The 16,715-nt window shown below is 62.5% G+C and carries 13 protein-coding genes; 5 read left to right on the forward strand and 8 right to left on the reverse strand.

The annotated features are described in order from the left end of the window. Positions 1–256: 256 nt before the first annotated feature. A complete protein-coding gene (gene rfbA / locus FS388_RS02855; protein WP_146339502.1) occupies positions 257–1,129 on the reverse strand; it encodes a glucose-1-phosphate thymidylyltransferase RfbA in 873 nt (290 codons plus the stop codon). A 79-nt stretch (positions 1,130–1,208) separates the two neighbouring features. Between rfbA (FS388_RS02855) and rfbB (FS388_RS02860) the strand changes: the two genes are divergently transcribed. Together rfbB (FS388_RS02860) and FS388_RS02865 are read left to right on the forward strand one after the other, a co-directional pair. Then, a complete protein-coding gene (rfbB, locus tag FS388_RS02860; protein WP_146339504.1) occupies positions 1,209–2,207 on the forward strand; it encodes a dTDP-glucose 4,6-dehydratase in 999 nt (332 codons plus the stop codon). Beyond that, positions 2,207–3,628 carry a bifunctional dTDP-4-dehydrorhamnose 3,5-epimerase family protein/NAD(P)-dependent oxidoreductase gene (locus FS388_RS02865; protein ID WP_146339506.1) on the forward strand — a complete coding sequence of 474 codons (1,422 nt, stop codon included), beginning with the start codon at positions 2,207–2,209 and terminating at the stop codon, positions 3,626–3,628. Before rfbB (FS388_RS02860) ends, FS388_RS02865 begins: the two co-directional genes overlap by 1 nt. A gap of 35 nt (positions 3,629–3,663) precedes the next feature. Here FS388_RS02865 and FS388_RS02870 read toward each other — a convergent pair whose 3' ends face one another. The 5 genes from FS388_RS02870 to FS388_RS02890 form a co-directional block, all read right to left on the reverse strand. Beyond that, a complete protein-coding gene (locus FS388_RS02870; RefSeq protein WP_146339508.1) occupies positions 3,664–6,747 on the reverse strand; it encodes a glycosyltransferase in 3,084 nt (1,027 codons plus the stop codon). A gap of 126 nt (positions 6,748–6,873) precedes the next feature. Further along, positions 6,874–7,761, reverse strand: a complete 888-nt coding sequence (locus tag FS388_RS02875; RefSeq protein WP_146339510.1) for a hypothetical protein — start codon at positions 7,759–7,761, stop codon at positions 6,874–6,876. A gap of 90 nt (positions 7,762–7,851) precedes the next feature. Beyond that, positions 7,852–8,094, reverse strand: coding sequence for a hypothetical protein (locus FS388_RS02880; RefSeq protein ID WP_146339512.1), 243 nt, complete (start codon positions 8,092–8,094; stop codon positions 7,852–7,854). A 19-nt stretch (positions 8,095–8,113) separates the two neighbouring features. Further along, the gene (locus tag FS388_RS02885; RefSeq protein WP_146339514.1) at positions 8,114–8,806 is read right to left on the reverse strand and encodes a hypothetical protein; all 693 of its coding nucleotides are present in this window, start codon (positions 8,804–8,806) and stop codon (positions 8,114–8,116) included. Beyond that, complete coding sequence (locus FS388_RS02890) at positions 8,758–9,666, reverse strand: hypothetical protein (protein WP_146339516.1); 909 nt, start codon at positions 9,664–9,666, stop codon at positions 8,758–8,760. The genes FS388_RS02885 and FS388_RS02890 overlap by 49 nt, the downstream gene beginning before the upstream one ends. Positions 9,667–9,754: 88 nt before the next feature. Between FS388_RS02890 and FS388_RS02895 the strand changes: the two genes are divergently transcribed. After that, complete coding sequence (locus FS388_RS02895; RefSeq protein WP_146339518.1) at positions 9,755–10,624, forward strand: hypothetical protein; 870 nt, start codon at positions 9,755–9,757, stop codon at positions 10,622–10,624. A gap of 1,048 nt (positions 10,625–11,672) precedes the next feature. Here the strand turns inward: FS388_RS02895 and FS388_RS02900 are convergent. Both FS388_RS02900 and rfbA (FS388_RS02905) read right to left on the reverse strand, forming a co-directional pair. Beyond that, positions 11,673–13,295, reverse strand: a complete 1,623-nt coding sequence (locus FS388_RS02900) for an N-acetylneuraminate synthase family protein (protein ID WP_146339521.1) — start codon at positions 13,293–13,295, stop codon at positions 11,673–11,675. Between the two features lie 11 nt (positions 13,296–13,306). Continuing rightward, positions 13,307–14,188: a glucose-1-phosphate thymidylyltransferase RfbA gene (rfbA, locus tag FS388_RS02905; RefSeq protein ID WP_146339523.1), complete on the reverse strand. Its 882-nt coding sequence runs from the start codon at positions 14,186–14,188 to the stop codon at positions 13,307–13,309. An 86-nt stretch (positions 14,189–14,274) separates the two neighbouring features. Here rfbA (FS388_RS02905) and rfbB (FS388_RS02910) point away from each other — a divergent pair, with 86 nt between their 5' ends. Together rfbB (FS388_RS02910) and FS388_RS02915 are read left to right on the forward strand one after the other, a co-directional pair. Next, complete coding sequence (rfbB, locus tag FS388_RS02910) at positions 14,275–15,276, forward strand: dTDP-glucose 4,6-dehydratase (RefSeq protein WP_146339525.1); 1,002 nt, start codon at positions 14,275–14,277, stop codon at positions 15,274–15,276. Continuing rightward, positions 15,273–16,682, forward strand: coding sequence for a bifunctional dTDP-4-dehydrorhamnose 3,5-epimerase family protein/NAD(P)-dependent oxidoreductase (locus FS388_RS02915; protein WP_146339527.1), 1,410 nt, complete (start codon positions 15,273–15,275; stop codon positions 16,680–16,682). Before rfbB (FS388_RS02910) ends, FS388_RS02915 begins: the two co-directional genes overlap by 4 nt. Positions 16,683–16,715: the final 33 nt, after the last annotated feature.

The raw sequence follows: 16,715 nt of genomic DNA on the forward strand, positions 1-16,715 counted from the left end.
TCCGGGTTACCGACAGCGGCGCATCGCTCTCACTCAAATGCGCGGTGTTCTACGGACCTCTGATGATCGCGTCGAGTGAGCCGATCCAGCCACCGCGGACTAGCCTTATCTGCGCGCGACCGCTCAGAGAGCCCGCGGCCCCCTATCTTGTGCCGCGAACCTATGGGGGAGGTACTGAAACGAGCCGTCGAGGCACGACAAGGATCGACTTGCGGCATACAGAATAATAAGGCAGTCCAGACCACAAGTATAACTCTCAGAACTTGGCTCTCTCCTGGAGATACTTGCCATAGTCAGTCTTTTGGAGATTCTTCCCGTGCTCCGCGAGTTCATCTGTCGTAAGCCAGTTATTTTGCCACGCGATTTCTTCCAGGCACGCGATCTTCAGGCCTTGACGGTGCTCTACGGTCTGCACGTACTGGGCGGCCTCGAGAAGAGACTCATGTGTACCTGTGTCAAGCCATGCGAATCCGCGACCGAGCTGTTCGACCTCAAGGTCACCGCGCTCCAGGTAAGCGTTGTTGACGCTCGTGATCTCTAACTCGCCGCGCGGGGACGGTTTCACCTGCCTGGCAATCTTGATAACGTCGTTGTCGTAGAAGTAAAGACCCGTGACGGCATAGGGAGACTTCGGGTCTGTGGGCTTTTCCTCGATAGATATAGCTCTTCCATCTTCATCAAATTCCACTACTCCGAAGCGTTCAGGGTCTTTAACCAAATAGCCGAAGACAGTTGCCCCACTCTTCTGGGCCGCCGCCCTCAGCAATTTGTCCGTGAAATGCTGGCCGTGAAAAACATTGTCACCCAGCACCAGGCACACGCTATCGTTACCGATGAAGGTTTCGCCGATCAGGAAAGCCTGAGCTAGACCATCTGGAGACGGCTGAACCGCATACTCGAATCGCACTCCGAAGTCCGAGCCGTCGCCAAGAAGCCGCTCGAACTGCGGAGTGTCCTCCGGAGTCGAGATGATCAGGATCTCGCGTATTCCCGCGAGCATAAGAACCGAGATCGGATAGTAGATCATCGGCTTGTCATAGATCGGTAGTAGTTGCTTGGACACCCCTCGGGTGATGGGGTGGAGCCGGGTACCAGATCCTCCGGCCAGAACAATGCCTTTACGTGTCATAGGTTGACCTTCTCCCCGGTCTTATCGTCAAGTTCGTGTGCATGTCACCCTACCGACTCCAAACCCATATGCTGGATAGATGAGCACATTGTTGGTGACCGGCGGCGCTGGGTTCATCGGATCGAATTTCGTACACTTTTTGGTCGACAGCACGGCGTACAACGTTGTTGTGTTGGACAAACTGACATACGCGGGGGACATTGACTCTCTCTCAGACCTTCCTCCCGAGCGCGTTGAACTAGTTGTTGGGGACATCGTCGACAGGGATCTCGTAGACTCCCTGGTGGCCAGCTCGGACGCCGTGGTTCATTTCGCAGCCGAGTCCCACAACGACAACTCACTTCAAGATCCCTCCCCCTTCCTGCACACCAACATCGTCGGCACATACACTCTCCTGGAAGCCGCCCGTCGTCACGGAACGCGCTTCCATCACGTCTCCACCGACGAGGTCTACGGGGACCTCGCCCTCGACGACCCCGCGAAGTTCACGCCCGAGACCCCCTACAACCCGTCGTCCCCCTACTCCTCGACCAAAGCGGGCTCGGATCTGCTGGTGCGGGCGTGGGTGCGCTCCTTCGGACTGGAGGCGACCATCTCCAACTGCTCCAACAACTACGGGCCGCGGCAGCACGTCGAGAAGTTCATCCCTCGCCAGATCACCAACATCATCGACGGTGTCCGGCCCCGCCTTTATGGGAGGGGAGATAACGTGCGTGACTGGATCCACGCGGACGACCATTCATCTGGCGTGCTGACTGTCCTTGAGCACGGCAACTCCGGGGAGACTTACCTGATCGGCGCCGAAGGTGAACGCAACAATCTTCAGGTGGTCCAAGCCATTCTCACGGAGATGGGGCTGGACTCTGATGCTTTCGACCACGTTAAGGACCGTCCAGGTCACGACCTTCGGTACGCGATCGATGCGACCAAGCTCCGCGAGGAGCTCGGATGGAAGCCGCTTTACACCGATTTCGAATCCGGACTGAGGGACACCATTGTCTGGTACCGGGATAACGAAACCTGGTGGCGTAGCCAGAAGGCCCAAGCTGAAGCTAAGTATGCGAAGGCGGGCCACTGATGGGCACGCTGCCGACCGGTAAGACGCTAAGCGTCCACGAAGCCCCCATCCCCGGACTGAAGGTCATCGATTTGTCTGTGCACGGTGACGCCCGCGGCTGGTTCAAGGAGAACTGGCAGCGCGAGAAGATGACCGCACTCGGCCTGGAGGACTTCGGGCCGGTTCAGAACAACATCAGCTTCAACGCATCCCCCGGGGTCACCCGCGGCATCCACGCCGAACCATGGGACAAGTACATCTCGGTGGCGACGGGCCGGGTGTTCGGCGCCTGGGTGGACCTGCGTGAGGGGCCCACCTTCGGCGCTGCCTACTGGTGTGAGATAGACCCCACCGTGGCGGTGTTCGTACCCCGCGGGGTGGGCAACGCCTTCCAGGCCCTCGAGCAGAACACCGCCTACACCTACCTGGTCAACGCCCACTGGTCCGCCGAGGCCCAGTCCGAGTACACGTTCCTCAACCTCGCCGATGAGACAGCTGCCATCCCCTGGACGATCCCCCTGGACAAAGCGGTGCTGTCCGAAAAGGACAAGGCCCACCCCCGGCTGGAGGCGGTCACCCCCATGCCGCCGAAGAGGACATTGGTGATCGGCACGAACGGTCAGCTGGGACGAGCGCTCAGCGCACGCTGGGCAGGACGCTCCGATGTGGACCTGGTGGGCCGGGACACCGTGGACCTTTCCGTCCAAGACACCCTCGACCGCATTAACTGGTCCCAGTACTCCACCATCGTCAACGCGGCCGCCTATACGGCCGTGGACGACGCCGAGACGGCAAAGGGTCGACGGACGGCCTGGGCCGTCAACAGTGCAGGGCCTGGCGCCCTGGCTCGCATCGCCACCGAGCACAGACTTACTTTGGTGCATGTCTCCACGGACTATGCCTTCGACGGGACGCAAGAGATCCACACCGAGGATGAGCCGTTCAGCCCCCTGGGCGTCTACGGACAGTCCAAAGCCGCCGGTGACACAGCCGTCGCCACCGCGCCGCAGCACTACATCCTGCGCACCTCATGGGTCATCGGAGATGGTCCCAACTTCGTCCGCACCATGGCATCCCTCGCCGCACGCGGCGTGGACCCGTCCGTGGTCAGCGACCAACTGGGCCGGCTTTCCTTCGCTAATGAGATCGCCCGCGCCATCGACCACCTACTGACCACCGGCGCCCAGTACGGGACCTACAACGTCTCCAACGCCGGAGAACCAGCCTCATGGGCGGACATCGCGAAGAAGGTCTACGAACTGACCGGACACGACCCTGAGAGGGTCACCCCTGTCACCACCGAGAAGTACTTCGCGGGCAAGAGCGGCATCGCACCACGCCCTGCACACAGCACCTTCGACCTGAGCAAACTAGAGGCATGTGGCTTCACGCCCCGAGACCAGTTCGAGGACCTAGCAACGCTCCTTGGACGCTCCCTCTGACAGCACTCGCCCAGGGAGCCTAAAGCCCAGTCGCCTCAAGTCCTTTGGGGATCCCTGGGAACGGCGACGCCTAGGTTACTGATACGTCGCAAGTACGCCTCGGGCGTGCAATGCTGCTCGACGAACTTCAAAGCTGTCTGCTGCTGGGCCGCATATCTACCCTGATCCCAAAGAGATGACACCACCTCCTGAACTTCACCCGGTTCCGCGTAAAGAGCAGAATCTCCGAAGACCGGTTTAAAGTGCTTCGGCAGGATGCAAACCACACCATAGGTCATCGCCTCCAGGATGGACATTCCAAAAGATTCGAGCCAGCCGTCCGAGTGAAAGTACACGAAGAAGTCGAGCTTGTGGGCTAGGTACTCCTCCACATCAATCTCGTTGAAGACGTACACCTCCCAACCCTTAGGTCGCGGCGGGAGATAGCCAAGCTTCGTCGGCACCTTCGCCCCACCCAGAATGCACACCTCCGCAGAACCATCCACCGGATACACCTGACGGAACACTGTCCTGTCAGAAGGCCACTTTGCCGCATCGTCGCGTGCATGGCGGCCAATCACAGGTTTGCGGGAGGGATCGAACCGGTTCCGGCTCGCGTGCTCTTCCTTCAGCGTGATGATGCCCTTCCACGAGAAGTCCGCCAGATCCGACGCAGGCATCATAGGCTCCAACATGGCTCCAGTTTGTTCACTCTGAGGAGCCCACAGCGGCCGCACCCCGAATACGCGCTCCACATTGCGGGTCACCTGTCCCACGTCATAGCTGCGCCGCTGTCCTGACGGCTCATACGGAGGATGGTTCGCCACCACGACAACTCGTCCCGCTTTCAACCGGGCAGGCGTATCCCGCACCGCCTGAACAGCTGTCGGCCACCGGACGATCAACAGGTCCGCAGACGCCTCAACGTCCAAGGAAAGGCGATCTACTTGACCCGACAAGACCAGGTCATCCACCTTGCGGTTGAACTGACGCCTTGACGCGGAAGGAATCAGACCATTCTGGATTGGAATCACCCCAACCTTCATGCCAGCGTCCAGACACACCGATATCTCGGTGAACAGCGACGTCGAATTGCCCGCCAAGAAGCCGAACTCCGAAGCGAACACCACGTCGTAATGCGGGGGCTCACTGGACCTCTCTGGCAAGAAGGAGGGCGGTGCCACGAATGTGCGCTCCTCGGGCGTCTTCGGCATGAACGCATGAGCACCCTCCTCGCGAATATCACGATGCCAGCGCTTATAACCGCGCAGATACGCGCGGCGATCAGGGGCCAAGTACCCCACGCCCATGTCCTCACGCGTCAGGTTGGCGCCATCCATCAACGCGAAGGCCAGAGGAGCGTCGATGACAGGCTCAACCTTCATGCCGTAGAAGTTCTCGAGACGGCTCTTGAACTCGGAATCGCCGGACTTCCGCACGGTGTCCCAATAACCCAGGTCCTGCAGGACCTGCTCACGCCGGAACATCAGCGACGGGAGCGACGGGTAGACCACCTTGCCGGTAGCGGAACGCATAATGAACTTCAGGTTCTCATCCACGCGGATCCAGTTGCTCTCATTGGCCACCATCTCGGGGTTCGCCACGAGCTGCTTCGCCTGCGCCTCGATCTGCTGCGGGTGGTGCCAGTCATCTTTGTCGGCCACCGTGACGAATTCACCACGAGCCAGATCAAGGCCGTCATTGCGGACGGAGTACGCACCACGGTTCTGCTCATTGAACACCACCCGAACCCGACTGTCGCTCGCCGCGTAGCGCTCCAACTGTTCGCGGTACCCGGTGGGATTGCCCTGCTCATCGGTGGCAGGCGAGCAGTCATCCACAATGATGACCTCAAGGTTGCGCCAGGTCTGGCCCAGCAACGACGCCACCGCAACATCCGTGGCACGGCTCGGCTCGAAGATCGGCACAATGACGCTGACCAATGGGCCGTCCTCAACGGGCGCGTGCGGGCCATCAATCTCAGACATCAACGAGTAGAAGGAGACTTCCCCCGCGTCCAAGTGGATGCCCGACGCGCCGCCCTGGGTAAGGAGCTCATTGAACTCGCTGCGCCAAAGCTCCGGCACATGCGTATCCGAGTTGACGTGCGGATTCACAGCATTCAGCGCCAAGAGATTCTGTGAGTAGTCGTAGACCGGGTCCGGATCAGTCTCCGACAGTACTTCAGCAGCGCGGGTGAACTCGCCGCGCCAGATCAGCAGATCACCGTAGTAGGACCGGTTGGTATCGGTGATGCGGTCCAAGCCGCGCCACCGTGCCAACATGTCATACAGCGTAAGTGAGTCCAGATAGTCGATCTCGTCCCGTGGTGCGCTGTACAGGTATCGCGCAAGAGAGAGGACCCCAGAGGCCCAGTAATCGCGCTGCAGCTGGTTCTCCGCGGCCTCCCGGAACAGCTCAATGCGGGCCGACTCCAGCAGGCCATGCACCTGCGCGAAATCGAGACGACCCTTCGTCGCGGCGTAGGCCAGTAGGTCTCGTGCATCGCCCATCCGGTTTCGCACAGCCGTCTGGGTGAACCAGTCGATGCGCCCCGGGTTGGCGCGCAGCTCCTTCAACCAGTACCAGATCGCTCCCGAGGAGGGTTCCAGGACGTCACCGGTGGTCTGCGCACCGGCGCTGAGGCCCTCGGTGATGTCGTCCAGGGTCAGGTCCGCCTGCCCGTACTTGTACGTCCCGAGGAACGACTCGACGAAGTTCTTGCGACCGGCCTGACGAGCTCGCTTCACCAGGTCCGTCGCCTTGCTCCGTGACGAGGTGTTGAGACTCTGGGTGAGAAGGAACTGATTCTTGGGGTAGAACTCCGGGTCTTCCCAGAGGACCTCCTCGTCCCTGGCGTGCACTGCACGCAGGACCAGATGCGAGGTCTTTCGACGAAGCACCTCCACTGGCAGCGGCAGGCTGTAAGAACCCGTCGCAACGCCGTATCGCCGGAGAACCTGCTTGCTGCCCTGTGATGCTTCGACCTGGGCGAGGATCTGCGAGCCGTCCGACGTGAGCTCCTCCAGGACGACCTGCACAGGTACGTCCAACGCCGCGGTGTGGAAGGCATGACCTTCGAAGGTCCCCGCATCGAGTTCAGGCGCGGAGACCACGAACTCGCCGTCCTGATCCTCCACGAGTGTGCGCGGCAGCCCGAAGGCCGCCTACCGCCCTCGTCGCCGAGGCGCAGGTCAAAGGTGGACGTGAGCGGCTCGCTCACCGTGGCCAGGCTCAGCTGCTCGAAGCCCACACCGGCGGATATCTCAGCCGCGTAGTGCTGCGAATGGGTCTCGTGGAGGCAGGTTCCCGCGCGGCTCCGCCACGGGGTGCAGCACCGCGACTTCCTCACCCACCCTGAGAAGAACACGTGTGTGGAGCCCTTCACCTGTCAGCGTCGCCTGAGCGTAAGAGGCTGTTACGCTCAGCATCTCCAACTGGATGGCTGCTGCCTCAGAGCTCTTCTTGCGCCAGGGCTCGAAGGCATCCGACTCCGAAGCAGCAAGACGCTCCGCCTCTTCAGCTGCGTGCTCGCGGTGTGCAGATACGAGTCGCGGCGTGGACTGCGCCACGGTGGTCTCGGTGGCGTTGACCCGGACCTCGACGAAGTGCTGCTCGTCGTCGAAATACTCCGGCGGCACCTGGGCAGAGAAAGCGAACTCTGGCGGAACGGTGAGGTCGAAGTCCTTGCCGCTGAATCGCAGCTTCTTTTGGTTCGCCCGACCTTTGAAGATCTCTTGGCCGTCGACCAGCACCTGAACGGTGGTGCGGTCACCCGCACGGGATACCCAACCGGCAACCTCGCCGCGTTCAGTAATCCGGACGTCCCCCGCCACGTCAGCCTCCGCGGAGATGCGGACATCAGGGGTGTCGAGGGCACCCTCCGCGAACGTCTGCCCGGACACCGGGTCCTGCAAACTGACTTGGTACGTCTCTCCCGTCCACAAGTTCGGAGGCAGGGAGCCGAGAAAACCCACATTGCGTGTGGGGAACTCATCGCCTGAGAGCTCACCGCGGAACACGTTGCAGGTCAGGGTGGTGGCTGATTCGCCATTGACCACCACGGCCAACTTCTGCCGCACCTGAGGCGCATCGGGGTTGAACAGCCAGCCGCTGATGCGGTCGGCTCGGAAATTCACGACCTTGTATTTCATGGACCTGCTGCTGTTCGAGGGAAGGGAAGGCACGGGTGCCACTGGTGACGTTATCAGAGCGTGAACGCCCGATCAGGTCTCTGGAGACGCTCAGGCCGCGGTGTCGCCGGTGCTTTCCCAGAATGCTTCCGCAGTCCGAAATGCATCCCGGTTCTCCCCGTGGCGATGACCTCCCGGATGGGTGAACTCGTGCGTGCGGACCTTCCAGGCCGCTCCACTCTCCTCGACGTGGGCGACGAACGGTGTGTAGTGATTCTCAAAGTGGAAGGTATCCGCCGTGTTCTGCAGCACCAGGATGCGGCCCGCGTTCTCCAGCACGTCTGGCGACAGCACGGTGAAACGGTGCGCGAATTCATCGGGCAGCTGGAGACAGGGAATCCTCGCCGAACCTCTCCCTCGCCACCCGGTTCACCTTTTCCTGCCTGTGAGCTGCCAGGTGGGTCTGCGGGTTGATGGCAATATGCGCGGCACCGCGCAGGTGCTGCGCGATGCGAAGCGAGGCCATGCCTCCCGCGCTGGAGCCGTAGGTCACGATGTTCTCCGGCAGAATGCCGAGCCTTTCCGCCAGGTCACGCACAAACTGCGCAATGACCTTCAATGAATCTGTCTGTCGGGAGCCTGTGTAGTAGCTCGTGGTCAAATTACCGGAACCCATGAGCGCAGGGTCAGAGAAATACACGCAGTGCCCGGGGAACTTCTCCGCCCACGTCCACCGTTGAAACACGGGCGGCTGCACCTTGGAACGGTCCGCATAGCCGGAGAAGAACACGAACAGCTTCTGGGCCCCCGCCTTGGGCAAGAACAGGAAGTCGTGCTGCTCGTCCGCCGCCAGCGCTAGGTACTGCGACGGTTGGGCGGGGTCGACTTCCGCCGCACTTCTCCATATGCGACGCGGAAAGGTCAGCTGACGCTTGGCCTGCGCCTCGTCCTTCTTGGCCTGCTCGGCGTCCTCGCTCCGACGGACGCCCTCCAACTGGTTGAGCTGCTTCAGCCGCGTCAGCGGATCCGCGGCGCGTTCGTCCGTGAAATCCTCAAAGCCTTCCACCCTGATGCCGCTGTCAGCCAGACATCGCGGGCTGCCAGACTCACCGATGCTCGCCCCATCGTTGCGTGGCGGATGTGCTGCGTGCTGAGAGGCTCCCACGGGGGCGGGCTGCTGGGCGCCACCAGCCCTCGAATGTGCTCCTTCGGCTGCAGCCCCTTGATGTATCCGTCTGCTCGGTGTGCCACGGACCCGGGCAGGTGATGGACAGCGTCCTTTCCGTAGCTGGTGAGCATCAGGTCAACGGCCGCCTCCATGGCCAACTCCTCATGCCCAAGGACGGAGAGGACTGTTGCGTAGATGTCCGGCAGGCGGCTGCGAAGGTGGCTGCTTCGGAACAGGACAACTGAATGCTCCGGCCGGCGGCGCTTCGGCACCGAGATGCCCAGAGCCTCTCTCACCTGGCGGCGATGAGCCCCCTGCAGCCGGTAATCCACCGGCCGACGAGCATAGGCCACCGGGTGACCGCTGCGCATCGGCTGCTTCAACGGATTCATGCTCTGCAGGAACACCATGTCCGGAGCCACCCTCAGAGAGAACCGAACACCGCGCTCAGCCAGGAGATGAGGGACCATCCACTCGTACAGCGCCTCTGGCAGAGCATCTGCCCGGGACGCCACCTGGCCCGTATCCAGCACCTCGATGCCGGAGGAGCGCAGACGCTGCGCGTCCTGCTCACTGAGCGCCTGCGCGTCCGTCAGCAGGAGGAGGCCAAACTCCGGGTGGTGCTCCCCCAGAGTGTGCAGGGCGACCACGGCGGGAAAGACACGCTCGGGCGCTGCGTGGGTGAAGGCGACGACCTGCGGGACCCGAGGCGGCTGCACCTTGGCCTGCGGCGTGGGGAAGAACTGTGCGTCGGGCACGCCTGAGAGTTCGTGAAACGGGGCTGGACACTCGGGCGATCATACAACTACGCGGCCCAGAGAGCCGTGCGCGTCTATGCTGGAGCCCATGTCCGCCCATCCGGGAATCTCCGCAGCAGCGTCCTACGCCTCCGAACCGATGGCAGCGTTCATCACCGAGCACGTAGCTGGCAGAGAGCTGAACACATGGGAGCACCCCATTCGGACTCGGCAGATGCTCCAGGACGACGCGTCGAAGCGGCGCCACATGAAGCTCACCCAAGTCGCAGGAACCTACCTGCTGCAGCGTCCAGGCATCACCGTGGGTGGACTGGCTGGCAACTACACCACCCTGGTGAGTGAACAGTCACAGCGAGCCACTCAGGTGCCGTCGCTTGTTCAGGCGTACCTGGAAGCGTCCGGTGTTCCGCATGCAACCCGCCCCACCTTTGAGGGTGTGAAGGTGCGGATTCACGTAGTCGGCGAGCAAGCCACCGCCGCAGTGGTACGAGTGCCGTGGAGTGTCATCGGTGATGGCACGCAGACCGTGCGACAGCTCGCCTCCGCGGCCCGCCAGAGGCTCAAGGCATGTGCCGTGCAGCGCGAACGCCTCCCGAAAGGCACAGACACAATGCTCGATGCCGCTGACGTCGACGGGGAGATCATCCCCGGCGAAGGGGAGGTCGTCTTTCTGAGCAGTGCGGAAACCGGGCGCGGCGCCGTCACTGTGGATGTCTACGAGCAGTTGCCGCGTGAGCTTGTCGAGCTCTCCCTCGACGCCATGTGGGCCTTTCCTGCCCTCGCTGCCACCACTGTCGAAGTGCTGACGCCGTCACTGACACAGCCCGACGGTGCGGTCGTCCTGAGTGTGGAGCCCGGCGCGGACCTCACTGAATACCTCTTCCCTGCTTACGGACAGTACCGCCGTGTCGGCCTGCCGATGCTCGAGCACATGTACGATCTGGCGCGGAAGAAATGACTCGCACGTATTTACGGCGTCCTCCGCGCGACATATAGGAGGGGTCGATGGCTGTCACGATCCCCGAAAAGACCCTCGAGCACTGGGTGAGTCAATACATCAACTACCGCTATGCATCAAAAGCTGGCTTATGGTGGCCCGCCGCCGGCGAGGACATCAGCGTAGATCACTTACCTCGCGCGCCCGGCAAGGCCCTGCAGCTCGAGATGAAGACTTCCACCGAAGATAGCAAAAGCACCCGTTCTGTCTCCGTAAGCTACCCGCAGCTGTGCCATTACCATGCTCGCCCGCGGCACGAACAACCCTTCTATGTTTTTCCAGAGCCACGGTGGCCGGTACAAACGCTTGTGGACTACTGCAAAACTCAGAACCAAGACATAACAGAACTCGGATTCCGTCGGGCCGGACGACTTTGGTTCGCCACCTGGTTGCGTGTGCTCACGACAGATGAGGTCGCACGCGCAGTAGGTCATCCACAACACCCAGTGCAGAGGGAGCCACCAGTTGCCCCATGGTCGCAAAGAACGCCAACCAAGCTGCCAAGACAGCTGACAAGTTGATCACCTACACATATCAGTCTGGGACCTCTGTACCGACTAGTTCCTCGCTACGACCTCCTCGGCCTCCAAAACCTCCGACGCCTATAAACTTCCTCGACTTCTGAATCAAATAGATGCCTGCGGGCAAACGGGGTGGCCACAGTTTGTACGGCTCACTAAGGGTTCAAGTCCAACCACCTGGCAACAAGCCACAGACGCAGCTCGGACGCAAGCACGCGACCCAAGCGCAGAGTTCGAAACGTTTGCCAGCGGTGACGACGAAACGGTCGCGCGAGTAGATCTCACCGGTGACGCCCGCCCTCGGTCAGACCCGAGGTACACCGAGACAGGCGAATCAAATCGACTGGTCGTACACCTGTCTGAATTGGGATGAGTTTGTCGTCGAGCTCTCGGCATTCGACGCCAGGTGAGGCTACGAGAACACTGTCAGCCTTGCGAGATGCCAACAACCCTGCCCAGCGGCCGAAGCGAAGTCTGCGATCAGCGCGTCAGTACTTGTGGTGCTCGGAATCGGTGATGTGCTTCTGCGTGGAGCCCACGTGCACCTGCGCCTGGCGGACCTGGTCCACGTACTCCCGGAAGTCGTCAGTGAGCAGATCCACCGCCACCGCGTCGAAGTGAGCCCATTCGGTGTTTCCCAGCTTCACATGCTTCTCCACCATGCCGGCCCCGGCCGCGACGGCCAACGCTGAGGCCATCCACCCGAAGTCGTGGCTCGAATAGCCCGGCACAATGCGCGGTCCTGGTTTGTCCGCCTGCCGCTCCGCCAGATCCGCGTAATGCCGGACCACACCGATGTTGGTGTGCTCATCCGGGGTCGGGTACGCCGAATTGCAGTGCAGCAGATACAGGGTGTCCTGCTTGGTGAACGTTGAGAGCAGCCACTCCTCATAGGACTGGTCCGTCATGCCCGTCGAGATCACCAACGAACCTGTGTAGTTCTCTGCCACGTAGCTCAAGTAGTCGCGCTTCTCCGAGATCGTGGAGGGAAGCTTGATCAGTGGAGCATCCATGTCCATCATGAACTCGAAGCTCGGCTGATCCAAGACGCTGGCGAACCAGCCGATGCCCAGGTCCTTGCACAGCTCGTCCAGGAATCGGAACCCTTCACGGTCCAGCTCCAGCTGCCGGCGGTAATCCCCGAACGTCGTGCCGAACGGCGACTTGTACGCCCGTGCCAGCTGCTCGGGGGCGTAGAAGCTCTCCACCTCACGCTTCTGCACCTTCACCCAATCCGCACCGGCCGCGTGCGCGGCGCGCACCAGACGCTCCAGGCGCCCCATGTCACCGAAGTGGTTTGTCGTGATCTCCGCGGTGATCTCCACGTGCGGGATCTCCGGCTCCGGCTCATCGCGAATCGCTGGGATCTTGCCGGTGGGCTCCGAAATGAGCATCCGGAACTTCTCGTTGAGGTCCTCCACCGTCAGGCTCGAGAACTCATGGGTGCCCACGTGGTGGACCGTCAGATTCGAGTCCTCCAACACGTACAGCGCGTTGCGCAGGATGTACTGCTGCAAATGGATGCCTGCCCCACGGCCGGAGGTCAGGTGCGGTGCGTACTGGGTGGTCGCCGCCCGGGCCATGCCGGCCTTCGGTGTGAAGTCGAAGCCCACCATGTACACCGTCTGCGGGCGTCCCTTGTGGTCCGCGATCGCCCTGGAGATCTCCAGGGCGGTGAGGAACATGGCCTCCTCAATGACGACCTCCTCTCGGCTCTGGAACCGGGAGAGCATGATGTCTTCCTCATCATTGGCCAGCGGCATGAATGGCAGCCTCACCACCGTCTTGCCCGGCACATCAAAATCCGTGGACGTCACATAGGCATGCGAGCGCAGCCCCTCATCCAGGATCGACTCCGCCACCCACCGCTCGTGGAAGATCGTGATGTCGGTGGGCTGGATGCGCTCCGCGTCATTGACCCCAATGACCGTATGGTGCTGAAAGATCCGGCCGGTGGCCTGATCCGCCGAGGGCCCCTTGCCCAGGATGACGATGGTGTCGCTGGTGGACCGCTCCGCCGCCTCCGCAACAAGATGCTGCAGGCCCCCAGGGGCTGCCTGCGACGACGGTAGCCCTGGCAACGTCTGACCGCTGGTGATTCGCTCGCTCATCGCCCCCGAGTCTAGCCCTCCCCCTCGGCCACCAGTGTCAACAGGTACTGCCCGTAGTCCGTCTTCTTCAGCTGCTCACCCTGCAGGGCCAGCTGCTCGGTGCTCACCCAGCCGTTCTGCCACGCGATCTCCTCCAGACAGGCGATCTTCAGACCCTGACGGTGCTCTACCGTCTGCACATACTGCGACGCCCCCAGCAGCGACTCATGGGTGCCGGTGTCCAGCCATGCGAAGCCGCGCCCGAAGCGCTCCACCTTCAGGTCCCCGCGCTCCAGGTAGGCGCTGTTCACGCTGGTGATCTCCAGCTCCCCGCGCGCTGAGGGCTTCACATCGCGGGCGATCTTCACCACGTCGTTGTCATAGAAGTACAGGCCCGTCACCGCAAACGGGGACTTCGGCCGCTCCGGCTTCTCCTCGATCGAGGTGACGTTGCCCGCCTCATCGAACCCGATCACGCCGAACCGTTCAGGGTCCTTCACCTGGTAGCCGAAGATCGTCGCCCCCCGCTGCTGCTCCGAGGCGCGCAGCAGCTTCTCCGTGAAGTGCTGCCCATGAAAGATGTTGTCCCCCAGCACCAAGCACACACTGTCGTCACCGATGAACTCCTCACCGATCAGGAACGACTGCGCCAACCCGTCCGGCGAGGGCTGCTCGGCATACTCGAAATGCACACCGAACTCCTCCCCCTCCCCCAGCAGGCGGCGATACATGGGGAGATCATCCGGAGTTGAGATGATCAGGATCTCCCGAATGCCGGCCAGCATCAGCACCGAAATCGGGTAATAAATCATCGGCTTGTCATAGATCGGCAGCAGCTGCTTCGAGACCCCCCGAGTGATGGGATGCAGGCGCGTGCCCGTCCCACCGGCGAGAATGATGCCCTTCCGTGCCATAAATCCCCCGATGCTCCTCGGGGCCGCCGCGCGAGATGTGGCGGCCTGACCGCATCCTACCGATGAAAAAGCCATATGCTGAGGCAATGAGCACCATTCTGGTGACCGGCGGCGCCGGATTCATAGGATCCAATTTCGTTCACCACCTCATACAGAACACCGATTATGAGGTGGTCGTACTCGACCGGCTGACCTATGCCGCCAATACCGAATCCCTCGCAGCCCTCCCACCCGAGCGGTTCAGACTCGTGGTGGGAGACGTCGCCGACGCGGACCTTGTTGACTCCCTCGTCGCCGAGGCCGACGCCGTCGTGCACTACGCCGCAGAGTCCCACAACGACAACTCGCTGCAGGACCCGTCCCCCTTCCTGCACACCAACATCGTCGGCACCTACACCCTCCTGGAAGCCGCTCGACGGCACCACACACGCTTCCACCACGTCTCCACCGACGAGGTCTACGGCGACCTCGCCCTCGACGACCCCGCGAAGTTCACACCCGAGACCCCCTACAACCCGTCGTCCCCGTACTCCTCGACCAAAGCAGGCTCGGACCTGCTTGTGCGGGCCTGGGTCCGCTCCTTCGGGCTGGAGGCCACCATCTCCAACTGCTCCAACAACTACGGACCGCGGCAGCACGTCGAGAAGTTCATCCCCCGCCAGATCACCAACATCATCGACGGCGTCCGCCCCCGCCTCTACGGCACCGGCCACAACGTGCGCGACTGGATCTACGTCGACGACCACTCCTCCGGGGTCCACACCATCCTTGAGCACGGAACACCCGGCGAGACCTACCTGATCGGCGCCGACGGCGAGCGCAGCAACCTCGACGTCATCCGAGGCATCCTGCGTGAGATGGACCAGCCCGAGGACGCCTTCGACCACGTGACGGACCGCCCCGGCCACGACCTCCGCTACGCCATCGACGCGACCAAGCTCCGCGAGGAGCTCGGATGGGAGCCCCAGCACACTGACTTCGACGCCGGGCTGCGGGACACCATCGACTGGTACCGGGACAACGAACCATGGTGGCGCGACCGCAAAGGACCCACTGAGGCGCAGTACGCAAAGGCCGACCACCCATGAGTGAACTGCCCACCGGCAAGGACCTGCGCGTGAACGAGACACCCATCCCCGGGCTGAAGGTCATCGACCTCCCCGTGCACGGAGACGCCCGCGGCTGGTTCAAAGAGAACTGGCAGCGCGAGAAGATGACCGCACTCGGCCTGGAGGACTTCGGACCGGTGCAGAACAACATCAGCTTCAACGCCCAGCCCGGGGTCACCCGCGGCATCCACGCCGAACCATGGGACAAGTACATCTCCGTGGCGACGGGCCGGGTGTTCGGGGCTTGGGTGGACCTGCGCGAAGGGCCCACCTTCGGCGCTGCCTACTGGTGCGAGATAGACCCCACCGTGGCGGTGTTCGTGCCCCGCGGAGTCGGCAACGCCTTCCAAGCGCTCGAGGCGAACACCGCCTACACCTACCTGGTCAACGCCCACTGGTCCGCCGAGTCCCAATCCGAGTACACGTTCCTCAACCTCGCCGACGAGACCGTCGCCATCCCCTGGCCGATCCCGCTGGAGGACGCGGTGCTGTCCGAGAAGGACAAGGCCCACCCCCGCCTGGCGGCGGTCACCCCCATGCCGGCGAAGAAGACGCTGGTCATCGGCGCGAACGGCCAGCTGGGACGAGCGCTCAGCGCACGCTGGGCTAAACGCTCTGACGTCGAGGTGCTGGGCCGGGACACCGTCGATCTCGCCGCACCGGAGACCCTCGACCGGATCAACTGGTCCCAGTACTCCACCATCGTCAATGCCGCGGCCCACACGGCCGTGGACGAGGCCGAAACGCAGGAGGGCCGACGAGCCGCGTGGGCGGTCAATGCTGCAGGGCCCGCTGCCCTGGCGCGCATCGCCGCCGAGCACCAACTGACCCTGGTGCATGTCTCCACCGACTACGTCTTCGACGGCACCCAGCAGATCCACACCGAGGATGAGTCGTTCAGTCCCTTGGGCGTCTACGGACAGTCCAAAGCCGCCGGGGACACTGCCGTCGCCACCGCGCCGCAGCACTACATACTGCGCACCTCATGGGTCATCGGCGACGGTCCCAACTTCGTCCGCACCATGGCATCCCTCGCCGCACGCGGCGTGGACCCGTCCGTGGTCAGCGACCAGATGGGCCGACTCTCCTTCGCCGGCGAGATCGCCCGCGCCATCGACCACCTGCTGACCACGCGCGCCGCGTACGGGACCTACAACGTCTCCAACGCTGGAGAGCCAGCCGCATGGGCGGACATCGCAAAGAAGGTCTACAAACTCACCGGCCACGACCCGGAGAGAGTCACCCCCGTCACGACCCAGGAGTACTTCGCGGGCAAGAGCGGCATCGCACCACGCCCCGCACACAGCACCTTCGACCTCACCAAGCTCCAGTCCACGGGGTTCACACTCCAGGACCAGCACGACGCACTCGCGGATTATCTGTGATGTCCGGACTCGAGGACGGATGGTGTCTGAACC

The sequence above is a fragment of the Nesterenkonia sp. NBAIMH1 genome (assembly GCF_007922635.1).
Lineage (GTDB): Bacteria > Actinomycetota > Actinomycetes > Actinomycetales > Micrococcaceae > Nesterenkonia > Nesterenkonia pannonica.